Source organism: Pseudomonas sp. MWU12-2037 (genome assembly GCF_023242345.1).
GTDB lineage: Bacteria > Pseudomonadota > Gammaproteobacteria > Pseudomonadales > Pseudomonadaceae > Aquipseudomonas > Aquipseudomonas gingeri_D.
Map to the genome: position 1 here is coordinate 468,814 of NZ_JALLIZ010000003.1, position 16,837 is coordinate 485,650.

9 protein-coding genes and 1 tRNA gene are annotated in these 16,837 nt (G+C 61.1%); 3 read left to right on the forward strand and 7 right to left on the reverse strand.

What is annotated here, in order from left to right; translation table 11 throughout:
- Positions 1-75: 75 nt before the first annotated feature.
- Complete coding sequence (gene dibA, locus M5B42_RS07995) at positions 76-1,995, reverse strand: phosphodiesterase DibA (RefSeq protein ID WP_248745477.1); 1,920 nt, start codon at positions 1,993-1,995, stop codon at positions 76-78.
- Between the two features lie 167 nt (positions 1,996-2,162).
- On the opposite strand from dibA, the gene desA reads away from it, so the two are divergent.
- Both desA and M5B42_RS08005 read left to right on the forward strand, forming a co-directional pair.
- The gene (gene desA / locus M5B42_RS08000; protein WP_103496016.1) at positions 2,163-3,347 is read left to right on the forward strand and encodes a delta-9 fatty acid desaturase DesA; all 1,185 of its coding nucleotides are present in this window, start codon (positions 2,163-2,165) and stop codon (positions 3,345-3,347) included.
- Between the two features lie 148 nt (positions 3,348-3,495).
- A complete protein-coding gene (locus tag M5B42_RS08005; protein ID WP_248745478.1) occupies positions 3,496-4,485 on the forward strand; it encodes a sensor domain-containing diguanylate cyclase in 990 nt (329 codons plus the stop codon).
- A gap of 6 nt (positions 4,486-4,491) precedes the next feature.
- Here M5B42_RS08005 and M5B42_RS08010 read toward each other — a convergent pair whose 3' ends face one another.
- The 3 genes from M5B42_RS08010 to gabD form a co-directional block, all read right to left on the reverse strand.
- The gene (locus tag M5B42_RS08010) at positions 4,492-5,703 is read right to left on the reverse strand and encodes an HDOD domain-containing protein (RefSeq protein WP_103496018.1); all 1,212 of its coding nucleotides are present in this window, start codon (positions 5,701-5,703) and stop codon (positions 4,492-4,494) included.
- A gap of 132 nt (positions 5,704-5,835) precedes the next feature.
- Positions 5,836-7,116, reverse strand: a complete 1,281-nt coding sequence (gabT, locus tag M5B42_RS08015; RefSeq protein WP_248745479.1) for a 4-aminobutyrate--2-oxoglutarate transaminase — start codon at positions 7,114-7,116, stop codon at positions 5,836-5,838.
- A gap of 174 nt (positions 7,117-7,290) precedes the next feature.
- Complete coding sequence (gene gabD, locus M5B42_RS08020; protein ID WP_100942648.1) at positions 7,291-8,733, reverse strand: NADP-dependent succinate-semialdehyde dehydrogenase; 1,443 nt, start codon at positions 8,731-8,733, stop codon at positions 7,291-7,293.
- A gap of 434 nt (positions 8,734-9,167) precedes the next feature.
- Here gabD and M5B42_RS08025 point away from each other — a divergent pair.
- A tRNA-Arg gene (locus M5B42_RS08025) sits at positions 9,168-9,244 on the forward strand.
- 313 nt (positions 9,245-9,557) lie between these two features.
- Here M5B42_RS08025 and M5B42_RS08030 read toward each other — a convergent pair.
- The 3 genes from M5B42_RS08030 to M5B42_RS08040 all read right to left on the reverse strand — a co-directional run bounded on the left by M5B42_RS08030 (position 9,558) and on the right by M5B42_RS08040 (position 16,786).
- Complete coding sequence (locus M5B42_RS08030) at positions 9,558-10,589, reverse strand: type II toxin-antitoxin system PemK/MazF family toxin (RefSeq protein WP_248745480.1); 1,032 nt, start codon at positions 10,587-10,589, stop codon at positions 9,558-9,560.
- 103 nt (positions 10,590-10,692) lie between these two features.
- Positions 10,693-10,953, reverse strand: a complete 261-nt coding sequence (locus M5B42_RS08035) for a hypothetical protein (RefSeq protein WP_248745481.1) — start codon at positions 10,951-10,953, stop codon at positions 10,693-10,695.
- 553 nt (positions 10,954-11,506) lie between these two features.
- Positions 11,507-16,786, reverse strand: coding sequence for a DUF6543 domain-containing protein (locus M5B42_RS08040; RefSeq protein WP_248745482.1), 5,280 nt, complete (start codon positions 16,784-16,786; stop codon positions 11,507-11,509).
- Positions 16,787-16,837: the final 51 nt, after the last annotated feature.

Sequence of the window (16,837 nt, forward strand, 5' to 3'; positions counted from 1 at the left end):
GGGTGAGCGAGCCACTTTGGCGAGGGGGCAAGCCCGCTCGCCACAGGGCCGCGTTCAACCTGAAACTCGAAATAATCAGGCAATCACCGGCGCACGTTGCCAATCGAGCTGATCCGCCGGCATCGGTCGTCCGAACCAGTAGCCCTGCCCCAGGTCGCAGGACTGATCGAGCAGGAAACGCGCCTGATCGGCCTGCTCGATGCCCTCGGCCTGGACCTGCATGCCCATGCTTTGCGCCAGGGCGATGACCACCCGGACAATCGCCGCATCGTCTTCGTCCCACGGCAAACCGGCGACAAAACCCTGGTCGATCTTGAGTTTCTGCACCGGCAGCCGCTTGAGCCGCAGCAGCGAGGAATACCCGGTGCCGAAATCATCGATCGCCAGGCTCACGCCCAACTCGCGCAAGCGATGCAGTTGTTCCAACGCCACCTCGGGGTCGTCCATCACCGCGCTTTCGGTCACTTCCAGCTCCAGCAGCGCCGGGTCCAGCCCGGTGTCATCCAGCACCTTCGCCACCTGCTGGTACAACTCGCGACGGGCAAACAGACGACTGGAGACGTTCACCGCGATAAACGACAGCTCCACCCCCTCCTGCAACCACTGGCACATCTGCCGACAGGACTGCTCCATGACCCAGGCATCGATCTCGGCGATCAGCCCGGTGCGCTCGGCAATCGGAATGAATTCGCCAGGCGACACCAGCCCACGCTGCGGATGCTCCCAGCGCACCAGGGCCTCGACCCCGATCAGCCGGCTGTTGCTCAGGTCATGCACCGGCTGGTAATAGACCCGCAACTCGTCCTGCTCCAGCGCCCGGCGCAACTCACCGGCCATTTCCACCCGATGCTGGGCGTGGGCGGTCAGTTCTTCGGTATACAACGCATAACCTTCGCGCCCCGCGCTCTTGGCCTTGAACAAGGCCGAGTCGGCATTGCGCAACAATTGCTCGGCATTCAGCGAATCACTGGGGAACAGGCTGATACCGATGCTGGCGCTGATGAACAATTGATGCCCGTCGAGCTGGAACGGCTCCTTCAAACCCTCGATCACCCGCTGCGCCAGGGCCGCCGCCTGCACCACCTGCGGACAGTTCTCCGCCAGCACGGCGAACTCGTCACCGCCCAGGCGGGCCAGGCTGATCCCGCTGCCAAAGAGGTGCTGCAGGCGCTCGCCGACCGCCTTGAGCAACTGGTCGCCAACATTGTGGCCGAGGCTGTCGTTGATGATCTTGAAGTGATCCAGGTCGATCAGCAGCAAGGCACAACCGCGCTTGTGCACCTGCGCCGAGGCCAGTGCCTGGGAGGCGCGGTCGGTGAACAGCAGGCGATTGGGCAGGCCGGTCAGGGGATCGTAGTTGGCCAGTTGCGCCAACTCGTGCTGCGAGTCCTTGATCGCACTGATATCGGAAAACACCGCGACATACTGGCTGAGCTGGCCAAAATCGTCGCGAATCGCGCGGATCGTCTGCCATTGCGGGTAGATTTCGCCGCTCTTGCGCCGGTTCCAGATCTCGCCGCTCCACTCGCCGGTGGCGTCCAGCGTCTGATAGACCTTCTGGTAAAACTCCGCCGAATGCCGACCGGACTTGAACAGGTTCGGCCGCTCTCCCAGCACCTCGGCTTCCTGATAACCGGTAATGGCGACAAAGGCGCGGTTGACGTGGACGATCAAGCCGTCCTTGTCGGTGACCAGCACGCCCTCGCGGGTGCAATCGAACACCGCGGCCGCCTGTCGCAAGCGCTCGCGATCCTCGGACCCGGGCTTCAAGTCCGGGACGGCCTGGCCGAAACGCTGGTAACGGGCATGAATCAGGAAAATCAGCACGGCGCTGACACTCACCCACAGGTAACCGCGAACGATCTGCCACTGCAGCAACTGTTCAGGGTCATCGAAAAAGCTGCTCAACAGGCGTTGGCTGAGCTGGATCCAGAGGACCGACAGCAACAGGTACAACAGGCCTGACCTCAGAGCATTACGAGTTGAAATCGACATAAACAGTGCTAAATCCCTCTAGAAACGCCAAATTGCCCTACAAACTGGCCGGAATTATAGAGTAAGAAACATCCCGCCACTCTTATCTGAAACAGCGACTGGTTTTCTCTGTGGGCTCGGTGATAATGCACGGGCTGTTCTTTACTTTTTCGAGGGCCATACAGCCTATGTGGTACAACGGTTTTCTTGACCTGTCAGCCTGGCAAACAGTGGCGGTCACCCTGTTGATGACCCACGTGACCATTGTCGGCGTCACGGTCTATCTGCACCGCTATTCGGCCCACCGCTCCCTGGAGCTCAATGCTGGCCTGAAACACTTCTTCCGTTTCTGGCTGTGGCTGACCACGGCACAGAATACTCGCGAGTGGACGGCTATCCACCGTAAACATCACGCAAAATGTGAAACCGTCGACGATCCCCACAGTCCGGTGATCCTCGGCCTGTCCACGGTCCTGCGTACCGGTGCCGAATTGTACCGGGCCGAGGCCAGTAATCCCGAGACTTTGCGTATCTACGGCAAGAACTGCCCGGACGACTGGCTCGAGAACAACCTCTACTCGCGCTACAAGCTGCTCGGCATCGCCATCATGGCGGTGATCGACCTGCTGCTGTTCGGCGCCATCGGCATCACCGTCTGGGCCATCCAGATGATGTGGATTCCGTTCTGGGCCGCCGGCGTGATCAACGGCCTGGGCCATGCGATCGGCTACCGCAACTTCGAATGCCGTGACGCCGCCACCAACCTGGTGCCCTGGGGCATCCTGATCGGCGGCGAAGAGCTGCACAACAACCACCATACCTATCCCAACTCGGCCAAGCTGTCGGTCAAGAAGTGGGAGTTCGACCTGGGCTGGGCCTGGATCAAGGTCTTCAGCTTCCTGGGCCTGGCCAAGGTACAGCGGGTCGCCCCCATCGCCCACCGGGTCGAAGGCAAGGGTCATCTGGACATGGACACCGCCATGGCGATCCTCAACAACCGCTTCCAGATCATGGCCCAGTACCGCAAGCTGGTGATCGCACCGCTGGTGCAGCAGGAGCTGGCCAAGGTCGATCATTCGGTCCGCCACCAGTTCCACCGCGCCAAGCGCTTGCTGTCGCGGGAAACCAGCCTGCTCAGCGAAAACCATCAGGTGCGCATCGAAACCATGCTCGCCCACAGCCAGGCACTCAAGGTAATTTACGAGAAACGCCTGGCCCTGCAACAGATCTGGGTCAAGACCAGCTCAAATGGCCATGACATGCTCGCCGCGATCAAGGATTGGGTCCACGAAGCCGAAGCCAGCGGCATCCAGTCGTTGCGTGACTTTGCCGACCAGTTGAAAACCTACTCGCTACGTCCCTCGGTCGCCTGACACCGTTGATCGGCGCGCCCTCCCCCCAGGGCGCGCCGAACGGAACTTAGCGGCCCTGGCCCTATCTCAAAAGCACGTCGCCATCCCGGCGGGCCGTAGCGTGGCCGTGCCGCCATAACGGTCGGCACGCCCTGTGAGATGAGTGCCGATGGTCAACAAGAACTCAAAACCGCCTTCCCTCCCACAGTGGCCAAAAGCCGCTGAAACCCTGTTGGCCCTGATGCACGCCCAGGCCGAAGTCGCGCGCCTGAGCGAACGCGAACAACTCTTCAGTTCCCTGCTGGTCAGCGTCAATGCGGTGCTCTGGGCCCTGGACTGGAACAGCCAGCAGATGCTCTACGTCAGCCCCGCCTACGAGCGGATCTTTGGCCGCTCGGCCGGCCTGCTGCTGGCCGACTACAGCGAATGGCGCAACAGCATCTACCCCGACGATCTTGACTACGCCGAACGCAGCCTGGCCCAGGTACTGGAAAAGGGTGCGGTGGAAGACCGCGAGTACCGCATCATCAGCGCCGACGGGCAGATCCGCTGGCTCAGCGACAAGTGCTTTATCAGTCGTCACGCCGAGCCGGGGCAGCGAGTGATCGTGGTCGGTATCGCCGAGGACATCACCGAGAAGAAAGCCCTGGAAGACGAGTTGCAGCGCCTGGCCACCACCGATGTGCTGACCGGCAGCAGCAACCGCCGGCACTTCTTCGACAGTGCACATCGCGCCTTCGAAGAAGCCCGCCTGCAGGATTCGCCCCTGGCGTTCCTGCTGCTGGACATCGATGACTTCAAGCAGATCAACGACACCTACGGTCATCCCGAAGGCGATGTGGTCTTGCAACGGATCGCCGAGACCGGGCGCGGGGCGCTGCGGATGGGTGATCTGTTCGGACGCATTGGCGGTGAAGAATTCGCCGCGCTGCTGCCCGGCTGCGCACCGGAGATGGCCCAGCAGATCGCCGAGCGCTTGCAACGGGAGATCCAGCGCCTGAGCTTCAACCACGACGGCAAGAGCTTCGGCGTCACCGTCAGCCAGGGCCTGACCAGCCTGACGCCCCAGGACGAAACCCTCGACCCGCTGTTCGCCCGGGCGGACAGCGCCATGTACCAGGCCAAGCGCCAAGGCAAGAACCAGATCGTACTGGCGTAGAGACGATCAGTTCTTGCGCAAACGCATCAGCTCCGGCAAGCCGACCTTGAGCAAACGCGCCGTGCGGCTCTTGGCGATTTCTTCGACGCCCTCGTGGGGCGTCAGCCGTGCCATCTGCGCCGCCAGGCTCATCACCAGGGCCTCGCGCGAGTAAACCCCGCCACCGAGCTGGTAGACCGCCGCAATCAGCTCCCGCAGCTCCAGCGGCAGGCGCCAGCGCGTGCGCAGCGCCGAACCGAAGGCAGCCCCAAAGGCATAGAGCGATTCACCGATCAGTTCATCATCCAGCTCACCACCGGCGCTCAACCATTCCTGCAGACAACGCAGTAAAGCCAGGTCACCCAGGCGATGCAACAAACCCGCGCAGTAACAACGCTCGTGATCCAGATCGAGCAAACGCGCCAGGGAGTGGCCGTATTCGGCCGTGTGCAGCGACAGATTCCAGTAGCGTTCGGCGTAGTCGCCCAGGGCCGCATCACTGAGCCGGGCGCTGCGCTTGAGGGTCAGGCCGAGGATCAGGTTCATGCTCTGCGCCGCGCCAAGCCGCTGCAATGCCTGGGCCAGGGTCTGCACCCCGCTGCCGTGATGCTGGGCCGCACTGTTGGCGGCGGCAATCAGCACAGCCGTGATTTGTGGGTCGGTGCGAATTTCCTGCTCCAACACCTTCAAGTCGAGGCCACCGGGATTGAGGCTGCGATTGACCGCCACCTGCACGTCGGCCATCAACGGCGCGCCGTCCGACTCCTCGCGGCGGCGCTCGAGAAACTTCGCCACGGTCATGCCCGGCGCCAGGGCCGGAATTTCGCACGAGACCGCCTGCCCGGCGTCCAGCAGCAGATCCTGCAGGCGCTGGGTCAGGCTTTCCATATTCAGGGGTTTGGTCAGGTAGGCCGTCGGTTGCAGCGGCAGGATTTCCCGCACGCTGGCCACGTCATTGCGCGAGCCCACCAGAATGAACGGCAGTAGTGGCGTGCGCTTTTTCTGGCGCAGACCGCGCAGCAGGCTCAGGCCATCGACACCCGGCAACTCCCAGTCGGCGATCACCAGGTCGAACGCCCGTTCGCTGAGCAACTCGAGCGCGTGGTGACCGTCGGCACAGATTTCCAGTCGAGCATCACAGCGCACGTTCAACAGCACCTGCTTGAGCAGGTCCCGTGACCAAGGCTCCGCCTCGGCAATCAACACACGGGGTACAGCGGGTAGATCCACAGCGGTCATCAAGCACTCTCCGAGAGCAATCCTGACACATTAGTCAATACGCACAGGCAGATACAGCCAAAAGCCACTCTTGCGATCTCATAAAACAAAAAAACCCGCCGGAGCGGGTCTTTTTGTCTATCGCGTCACAACTCAGGCGAGTTCGGCGAAGCACTCTTCGATGATTGCCAGGCCTTTGTCCAGCTGCTCGTCCGGCGAGGTCAGTGGAACCAGTACGCGCAATACGTTGCCGTAGGTACCGCAGGACAGCAGGATCAGACCCTTGTCACGGGCCTTGGCCACGACCTGGGCCACAGCCGCTGCGTTCGGCTTGTGGCTGTCGCCGCCTTCGAACAGCTCGACCGCGATCATCGCGCCCAGGGCACGCACTTCACCGATCACCGGGTACTTGGCCTGAATCGCTTTCAGACCGGTCACCAGGCGCTCGCCGACCGCTTTGCAGCGATCCAGCAGGTGCTCTTCCTCAAACACTTCCATCACGGCCAGGGCCGCGGCGCAAGCAATCGGGCTACCGGCGTAGGTGCCGCCCAGGCCGCCGGGAGCGATGGCGTCCATGTATTCGGCCTTGCCGCAGACACCGGCCAGCGGGAAGCCGCCGGCGATGGATTTGGCGAAGGTGGTCAGGTCGGCGGCAATGCCCATCTGTTCCATGGCGAAGAAGGTACCGGTACGACCGGCGCCGGTTTGCACTTCATCGGCGATCAGCAGGATGCCGTGCTGGTCGCACAGGGCACGCAGGCGCTTCATGAATTCTTTGGGCGCGACGTAGAAACCGCCTTCACCCTGGACCGGCTCGATGATGATCGCGGCGATATCACGGGGCTCGGCGTCGTTCTTGAAGATGCGTTCGATGCTGGCGATGGAGTCGTCGATGCTCACGCCATGCAGTTCGTTCGGGTACAGCGCGCGGAAGATGCCACCAGGCATCAGGCCCATGCCGGCCGAGTAAGGCACGACTTTACCGGTCAGGCCCAGGGTCATCATGGTGCGACCGTGGTAGGCACCGGTAAAGGCGATCACGCCGGCGCGGCCAGTGGCGGCACGGGCGATTTTCACGGCGTTTTCCACGGCTTCGGAACCGGTGGTGACCAGCAGGGTTTTCTTGGCGAAATCACCCGGGACCTTGGCGTTGATTTTTTCGCACAGCTCTACGTAGGGTTCGTAGGCCAGGACCTGGAAGCAGGTGTGAGTCAGCTTGTTCAACTGCTCGGTCACGGCGGCGATGATTTTCGGGTGCAGGTGACCGGTGTTCAGCACGGCGATACCGCCGGCGAAGTCGATGAACTCACGACCTTCAACGTCGGTCACGGTGGCGTTCTTCGCGTGGTCGGCGAAGATCGGATGGATCTGGCCGACGCCGCGGGGTACAGCGGCTTCGCGGCGTTTCATCAGGGATGCGTTGGTCTTGCTCATGGTGTCCTCATTCACCGCTCATCGGGCGGCGTGGTTCAAGGATGACGCGGCAGGGAGGCACTGCACCAGCATACGATGATCGACTGGTACAGCGTTCCGGCCACACTGAAGTGTCGTTTGAAACGCGACAGGAGCAGCGCTCTCGTGCCCCTCTCGCTGAACCACCTGACCGGGTTAGATGCCCAGGCAGAGATATTTGATTTCCAGGTAGTCTTCGATGCCGTACTTGGAGCCTTCACGGCCCAGGCCCGACGCCTTGATACCGCCGAACGGCGCGACTTCGTTGGAGATCAGCCCGGTGTTGACACCGACCATGCCGTATTCCAGGGCCTCGGCCACACGGAACACACGGCCCAGGTCACGGGCGTAGAAGTAGGAAGCCAGGCCGAACTCGGTGTCGTTGGACATCGCGATCACTTCGGCTTCGTCCTTGAAGCGGAACAGCGGCGCCAATGGACCGAAGGTTTCTTCCTTGGCCACGGCGGCGTCCTTGGAGACGTTGACCAGGATGGTCGGCTCAAAGAAGTTGCCTTCGATGGACTTGCCGCCGGCCAGCAGGGTCGCGCCTTTGCTCAGGGCGTCGGCGATGTGTTCCTGGACCTTGGCCACCGCCTTCTCGTCGATCAGCGGGCCGGTGGTGGTGCCTTCGTCCAGACCGTTGCCGATCTTGAGTTTGGCGACCGCCACTTTCAGCTTCTCGGCGAACGCGTCGTAGACCGAATCCTGGATGTACAAGCGGTTGGCGCAGACGCAGGTCTGGCCGTTGTTGCGGTACTTGGAAATGATCGCGCCTTCGACGGCCTTATCCAGGTCCGCGTCGTCGAACACGATAAATGGCGCGTTGCCGCCCAGTTCCAGGGAAACCTTCTTGATGTCCTTGGCGCATTCGGCCATCAGTTGGCGACCGATCTCGGTCGAGCCGGTGAAGGACAGTTTGCGCACGATCGGGTTGCTGGTCAGCTCGCTGCCGATATCGCCGGCACTGCCGGACACCACGCTGAACACGCCTTTCGGGATACCGGCACGCTGGGCCAGTTCGGCCAGGGCGAAGGCCGAGAACGGGGTTTGCGAAGCGGGCTTGAGCACCATGGTGCAACCGGCGGCCAGGGCCGGGCCGGCTTTACGGGTGATCATCGCGGCCGGGAAGTTCCACGGGGTGATGGCGGCGGTGACACCGATCGGCTGCTTGATCACGATCAGGCGCTTGTCCGGCTGGTGGCCGGGAATCACATCACCGTAGATACGCTTGGCTTCTTCGGCGAACCATTCGATGAAGGAAGCGGCGTAGACGATTTCGCCCTTGGCTTCGGCCAATGGCTTGCCTTGTTCGAGGGTCATCAGGCGGGCCAGGTCGTCCTGGTTCTCGATGATCAGCTCGTACCAGCGACGCAGTTTGTTCGCACGCTCTTTGGCGGTCAGGGCACGCCAGGCCGGCAGGGCCTTGTCAGCGGCTTCGATGGCGCGACGGGTTTCGGCGGCGCCCATCTTCGGCACGGTCCCCAGGATTTCGCCCGTGGCCGGGTTGTTGACCTTGATCGTCTGACCATTGTCCGCATCGACCCAAGCCCCATCGATATAGGCTTGCTGGCGGAACAACTGGGTGTCTTTGAGCTGCATGTAGGCTTTCCTTAACAGCACCGCGCTGATGCGCAGCGAATTATTGATTGTAGAAAGGCGCCTTGGAGGCTGCCGTCAGGAAATTCATTCACCGGGCCGAAGCACATAAATAGCGCACATGAGATTGCCGTGCGGTTCAGCACCCAGACAAGAGCGTTTGAAATCTCAAACGAATCCTAGGATCAATGGGGGTAAAGGACAATAGTCTGTTCGAAAAAAAGAACGAAAATGGCGCTTTTGCCGGGTTTTTCTGATCAACGTGAAGTCAGGGCCTTCGCGATGTCCCTGGAAATCGCGAAGGCGGCGATTACCAGGCGGACGGCTCGAACCGAGGCGGGCCGGGGCCATGAGCACGGAAAACCGAAGAAGAGAATTTCCCGACAAAACCTGAATGGACGCCCCGAGCCGACATGGGTATGATGTCGCCCGCATAAGCACCAGTAGCTCAGCTGGATAGAGTACTGCCCTCCGAAGGCAGGGGTCGTGGGTTCGAATCCCGCCTGGTGCACCATCTGCAAATAAAATGCCCCGGATCGTTGATTCGGGGCATTTTTGTTTTCGGGTCTGGGTCGGCCGGGACAGACCACTCATTCAGTGGTAACGGCAGGTGCCATTTATAAAAAACCACATTTTTTGCCCAACAAAAAACCGCCCTATAGGCGGTTTGTTGTTTACGTTTTCTTTTGCAGTATATGCCCATAGGCCGTCGCGAGGTTCCGGTACTGCTCCAGTGATCCCCGCCAATGGGATCAATGCTATCGAGGGGGGCACTTGCGTGTCAAGCCTGAATAAGTAACCCACGTAAGCGGAACGGAGCTATTGGCCTAGCCGCCAGCAGGCTCGCCTTCAATCTCGGAGTACAATTCACGCAGCTCATCCACTGCCGTCTGCAAGCAACCTCCCCCCATCCGCTTATCCCAGTCATTTGCAACCTCATTCACCAAGACAAGCTCAGTCCTTTCAAGCTCCAACTGCGCAATTTTCGCGTTGGCTGCCTCCAGGGCAGCATGCGTCGGCGCGAGTGTGGTTATCTGCTGCTGAGCCGCCGCCAGCCTATCTTTGGTCTGCTGGTAATCGGTCACACCAATGGTGTGGGTCAGACACCCTTTCAGCAGTTCCTTTTCATCAGGAGTGAGGCGAAGCACGTAGTTGAGGTTGCGACCTTTGCGTTTCACTCCTCGCACCTCATAGTCTGTGATGGGAGGCAAAATCCTGCTGGCTGATACGGATTCAATCATGCTCGAAATCACCCAGCTTTGTTTTCCACTGGAACCCCATACGGTGAGCTGATCCAGGGTCTCACGAGAAAGCTGGAAAGTGGTCTTGTCGTTGGGACTCTGGGGATCAGAAGTAACCGGTGCCACTTGAACAACGTTCCGGTTAACACGAACGACCACAGCCAAACGCCGCTTGTGCATTTCTCCCTTCTGCAAGGTATCCGAATAGCGTTTATTCGTTTTCAGCAACCCATCTTCCCGACCGATAGCCTGGATGAACCAGTAGTCAACTTCGACCACGGTGCCGCTCTGAATGATCTTGCTAAGGGATGACCCTCTTTTTGTCATTGTCTTCTGCAGATACTCCTCTGGGGGCCCTTGAAATATTTTGCTCAGGGTCACTGCGTAAACCACGGGTGACGCAGTTGGAAGTGACACCAAACACACACCCTCAACGTGCCAACGGTAGTTGTCCACACCAGTGAATTTCTTGATACAGAACACCTTGTGGGCAGCAGAACTTGGGAGCAAAACCTCAGAGATTGACTCGAGTGTCTCTTTACCTAATGGGGTCAGACAAACTGTACCAGAGAGCCCGGACTTAGCTTGCTGGTAATATCTGATGACAATGGTATCCATCTACGTCCCTGATCTATTCCGCTCTCACAAAGGGCGTCAACGAAAAACCCCGCACAAAATGCCAGGGCTTGCGCTCAAGTTTGTAATGGGTAGTGAACGCCGGCTATTCGTCAACCCTCCGCCTGACCACTTCCAGCAAATCCGCCCCCTCCCGGAGCAGCAGATACGCAGCACTGGTGAATCGGTACAAGTCGTTATCTTCAAGACAGGTGATGCTCACGGACGTGATGCTTTCCAGTAGATCGGTACCTGCCTTGATGCGCTGCTGCGCGCATTCCAACAACTGAGCTACGGGGACGTGACTGTCGATCAACAGGACAGGGCGGTTGGAAAGATTGGTTTGCAGCGAAATATATTGCGCCATATTACATAACTCCTGAATTGACGATCCGGCAAATTAAATAAACCGACAGACCTGAAGGTCTCCCGCACACAGTCACCATGAACTGCAATCGCCAGGGCCAATAGCACCCACGAAAAGACATGATACAACTGTGCCTAACTTGTTTCGGATCGCCAAATCCAGTCACTGGTTTGTGCAGCAACATGCTGAACTATAGGGGGCAAAATTCAAGGTATGCAAGCCGCCCAGGGTGAAGATTATAACTGGTTGTAACAACCTGCCGTAACTCATCGGCCGCAAAAGACGGTTTTTGAGCTTACAGCCCCAAAGCCCATAGCGGAGCTTTACTCCATCGTGCCGAAGGAGGACAGAATCAGACCTAAACGACAGGCAAAATAAAGGCCGCTATAAGCGGCCTGAGTGCAACCAAGAAAACACTCGCCTGGATAACTTGTAACTCAGCCAGCGCATCAGTACTTTCTTGAGTCAGAGCCTACGCCTACGCCATCCCCAAGGTCAAGATCAGGGTCATTCGTCATAGGGCAACAACCATGGCCGCAGCCCTCTGCCCCCCCTAGACCACCCGAGTAAAGTACACCGTGACCTGCCCGGTATCCCCCGAGCGCTGCAGCCCCGCGATCAGCTTCACCAGGCGCCCCTGCTCCATGGCCTCCTTGACCGGCTTGAGCAGCGCGCGCTGACCCAGCGGCCTCAAATCGAAATGTCGGTTGAACCAGCCATCCGTCAACTGTCGTGGACCCCCTTGGTAGCGGGTCATGGGTATCGAACGCTTGTCGGTCCATTTGAGCATGATGTAGTAGAGATGCTCCGAGTTCGGGTGAGTACAGAACAGGTTGACCGTATTGAAGGACTGGGATTTCGGGACCTCGGTCACGACAAAGCCATGACGATGCAAGATGTCGATCACGGCGTTCTCGCTGTTCGAGGCCAACTCGGCAATACGGGCCGCCCCCCTGGCGTCGAAAAGCCGGGGATTAACGGCCTGGGGCGGATCGAAGTCCAACCGGGAAAAGCCCGCTGTATCGGCCGCACCACCGATGCGCAGGTAAGTCTGCCCCAGGGGCCGGGCATCGAGTTCGCGCAACAGCACATCCATGCGCACGCCCCGCGAGCTCCAGGCTTCCTGCGTGCGCTTGAGCGCGACCATCCGGGTCGCCGTGGCCGACGAATACTCCATATCGGTTCGCTCGATCAGCCGGCGGGCCGTCTTGCGCAGGCTCACCGGTGTCATGCCCGCCAGGGGTTGCGCCAGGGACTGCTCCAGAGGCTCGTCAAACAAGGCGGAACGCACTGTCCAGCTCTGGCTGCGCGGATCAAAAGTAGCCGGTACCGGCTGTTCGTCCAGGCGCGTCCACCAAAGGTTGAAGTCGGCCTCGGCATGGGCAGACAACGGAACGGGACGTTTCAGAAAAACGATATCGGGGTGAACCCCGGAACCATCGGGAAGCAGTTCGAAATAACGATCATCGATCTTCAGCAGTCGAACGTGTTCAGCCCCCCGCCGTGCATACAGCCCCCGGCTCGCCGACAACTCCACGACCTGGTCGCGTTCCAGGACCAATCCCCGGGTCTTCCAATCCACGGGCAACAAGGCCGGCCGACGGGTCATCCATTCCAGTTGCAGCACGGGCGCACCGGCGGACTCCGGCAACGCAGGCCGCGTCCAGGGTTGCCACATCGCGCGACTGGGACCCGGCTGCGGCTCGGGCGCATCGGCGCGCAACAGGTGTTCGCCCGGCTCGCGGATATACAGAATCAGCTCATTGTCCTGTACGGCGGTTTTCTTCAAGCGCAAGACACTCTCGCCCTTCGGCCGGTAGACCTCGTAGCTGGTGCTGCCATCGGTGATGAACTGCACGCCGTTTTTCGCGTAGCTGCCGGCATTGGCCGGACCGTGCAGGGCCACCGCATCGTCGGGGGTCATCTTCGCGTCATAGCCGGGGAGCAAGGGTTTGGGTTTTGGGGCAACCTTCGTTTTCAGGGCTATCGCGCCTTTGTGAGACAGGCTCTGCCGACGATCAAGGGTCCGTAAGGCCGCACGCGACCAGCCCCCATGACCGACCCGTAACGGCCGGGAAGCCACGCCGGCGCCCTTGCTCAACGGGTAGAAGGTCAGCACGGCGTCGACCAACGTCATATGTGCCGCCTTGAAAAGCTCGAGGGCATCGCGCGGATCACCGCTGCGGTGAAATCGACGCAACGCCACGGCCGTCTCCCGGACATTGACCCCAATACTGACGACGGGCACCACCGACAACACCCTGAGCCAGTAGGCCGAGCGCTGTTCGCGTTCATGCAACTCGCGCAGCTGGGATAATTGTCGAGCCGAGTTCGAGACTGTCCGGGCCCGTTGCTGCGCCCGCAGGACAAAGGCATGCGCCAGCACCAGCGACAGGTCCCAGCGTTGGGTTTTCCTGAACCGCAACCAGCGTCCGGGATTTTCCGCGATCTCGCGCCTCACCTCCTTTTCCAACGCCGCGGAATCCGGCACGGGTTGCTCCGGCTCGCTCGTCCACCAGCTCTTGACGGCCTTGAACAACGAAGTGGGTTTGACCGTGGCCATCGGACCGATCCCCAAAGGCGTCAAGCCGATTGGCCGCCGATCATCGCGCGCAGGCGCCAGGAGCCTTGAGCGCAGCGCCTCCGGGTCTTGCTCGGCGGGATAACCCTCGATGACTTCCGCCTCCCAACCGGCCGCCAGCCTTTGCACAATATCCGCCACCCGCTGCGGCGCCCGCTCGATATTGACCAGTGCCCGTTGCGCCGTCGCCAGGTCGGCGTGCTCGGTCAGCACCTGCTCATGGGGAGCGCCCGGCAAATAGATGAGCGTTCGTGCAGAAACCTTGTCGTGGATGGCCACGGCATTGCCCACATGCCGGGCCCAGGCAAAACCCCGGCCGGCGAAGGTGACAAAGTGCAATTCGAGTTCAAGCTGCTCGGTGCGCAGGTCGGCGGCAGACTCCAGATTCAGGGCCCTCTCGAAAACCTCGGCGGCCCAGTTGCTGAGCCCCTGTTGCCGAGCGCTGAACAATTCCATTCGGGCCCGCTGCCTGACCAGCCGATACAACAGCACCTGATCGAACGCCCGTAGCGGTTCGAGCCTGGGATCATCGACGCCGTAAAAAGCCCGCTGGATCAGGGTGTCGTAGTGGCCGCCAAGATCGAGTGCCGAAATCGTCGTCATCAGATAATCCGGCGTCAGTCGCTGTTGCCAGGCCCGGTCCAGTATTCGTCCATGCTGCAACCGACGTTTGGTTCCGGGCGCTTGCGGATCGAGGTTTTCCAGGGCCAGGCGCAAGAAGCTGTAGGTCGTGCGCCCCTCGCTGACCACCGTCTTCGGACCCGCCTCGCCCACCGTGCGTTCAGGATGCCCGGCCCACACCCGCTCGACGCTGTCGGGAAGATCGAACAGCGGCTTGTCGATATCCAGTTCCGGGTAAAAACCATCGCGCTTGAGCTGCTCGATGATGCTCTCCCGGGCAAAGTCGTCCAGGTCCGGTAGCTGGCGTTTCAGCTTGAGCTCCAGGGCATGCATATTTCTCTGATAGCGGGCCAACAGTCGCGCGTACTGCCGGCGGATCGCGCGGGTCGCCGTGGGCAGCCAGTCGGGAAGGCCTTGCGCCTGCTTCGCACCGAGCCGCAGCAGCGCAATATTGTCCAACGCGCGCTCGCGGGCATCGTGGTCCGGCACGCCCAGATTCTCCTCCAGCTCATGGGCCAGCAGTTGCAGGGAACTGCGGGCGTCGCCGATTTCCGAGAACGGCCGCAAGCCGTCCTCGATCAACCGGCAGACCCGCAGGTGATCCTGGATCTGTTGCTGGAGTCCCTGTTGCAGGGCGTCCCTTTCAATCGCTTGATAGTGGATGGGAATCCGCTCACCGCCGGGCCTCCCTCGCACCCAGCGACGTGCCTCGCCACGCCGGTCCCGGGCAATCAACGGCCAGAGACTTTCGCACTCCGGACTACGCAAGCTGACGTCCAACTGTTGCGAAAGGCCGTCTAGGGTCAGGAAGCGTTGCAGTCCGCCCAGCCGCCCCGGCACAAACAGCAGTGCCGATACGCTCGAGCGCGGATCGGCCAGCGCCGCTCGGGTACTGATGACGCAAGCGCCCGTCAGCGACCACCCTGAGTCAAGCGGCCCCAGGCTGATCGCGACGACTTCTGTCTCATTGCCCATACGCACGTCCGCCAACGCCTGTGGCAGCACATCAAGCACCCGCGCCAGTTCCTCCTGATCAATCATCCCGAGCTGATGCTGCATCTTCGCCTCGTGCAACAGTCCCTGCCAGCGCCCCTTGAGCAACTTGTCTGGAAGATCGTCCCCCGCCCGATCCCGGGTGTTCCAGAATTCGGACTGGCCGTATCGGTCCCTGCCCTGAAGCAGGCCCTGGACATAAACCAGCTGTTGTCGCCAAAGGGCGTGGCGTGTCAACAACTCGCTATAGGCCAGCGTGTCGCGTCCGGGGTCCTGTTCATCGAGCAGCTTGAGGAGACCAAGCTCCTGCTGCCGAACCTTGCCCTGGCGCAGGCGCACGGGAAGATCAGCGTCCAGGCTGCCGAAGCTGATTTCCAGCCTCCGACGACGCTCATCATGTCGAAGCCTTTGTGCAAGCATCGTCCTAAGGGGCGGCAAGCCGGTCAGCGCCGTGCGCGACTCCTGCATGGCGTCCACCGCCTGCAGCGGCGTCAGGCGTCCGACATCGACCACCCCATCGGGCAGCATATACGCCCTGTTGAGCAACAACGCGGCGGCCCACTCGTTGGCCAACTGGGTATCCAGCCGGCTCAGGGCGCTGTGGGCCAGGGCATCGCCGCCAAGCTCGGCCCCCTCCTGGAAACGGTAAGCCAGGGCTGGGCCATCCGGTTGGGGGAACAACTGATGGCGCTCTTGCAGCGCAAGCAACTGCCAGGGCCGATAATTCCCCGGCTCGTTGAACAGCTCCGCGAGCCGGTGTTGCATCTCGGCGTGGCTGGCAAACTCGAAAAACTCCTCCAACACCCCAGGCACGAAAATCAGCTGCCTCCCCCGCTCGGCGCTACCGGAACCCCGCAGGTGCAAAGCGCCGCTCAAGACCACCGTTGCCGCCCCCTTTCCCGGCCAGACCAGCTCCGACACCCTGAGTCGCCCCCAGCGACCGCCGGCAAGCGCCCGCGCTTGCGGGGTCGGTGCGTCCAGCAGGCCCATCAGCATGTTGAATCCGGCAGCGGACAAGGCATCAGTGCCATAGGCCAACAGGGCCTTGTCGTGAAACTGCAGCTTGTGCAGCTCGATCAGGCGCTCGCGTCGTGACAGAGGGCTATCGCACGCCGGCTCATGCCAATAGCCGCGCAGGGCCGTGTCGAAACGGGAAGACAACCCCAAGCGCTTCAGACGTGCCAGCACCTGCTCCGGGTCCAGTGCCAAAAGCCTCTCCGGTTCGTCAGCCAGACTCAGGCGCACGGCATGACCCGGTACCAGGGACAGGAACGGATTGCGCAACAGCGACATGGCCACCTGCGCCAGGGTCCGCGCCGTTTGGCCGTCGCCGGAATGCAACGGCGGGGCGAACACCAGTTGGTGCGGATCGTGTCCGAAGGCCTCGGTCAGGATCTGCTTGAGCAACGCACCGATCCGCGGCGCTTGCGCGAAGAGCTTCCAGAGCTGGTGCTGGCTATCGTGCCCACGCACCAGCGCCGCCTGGAGCCGATTGAGCAACAGGCTGGGGCGTTGCGCGGTCGCGATACGTTCGCCGAGTTTTTCAGCGAGGCGCTCCAGGGTGGCGCCACGGGGATCGGGTAAAACCGCTACCGGCTCGACGGCCTCCCCGGGAGGGTCCGCTACGGAGGTTTTCATAGGATTTCCCTTGTTCCATGGAAAAAGGGAAAAGCGTAGAGCGCGAAACGA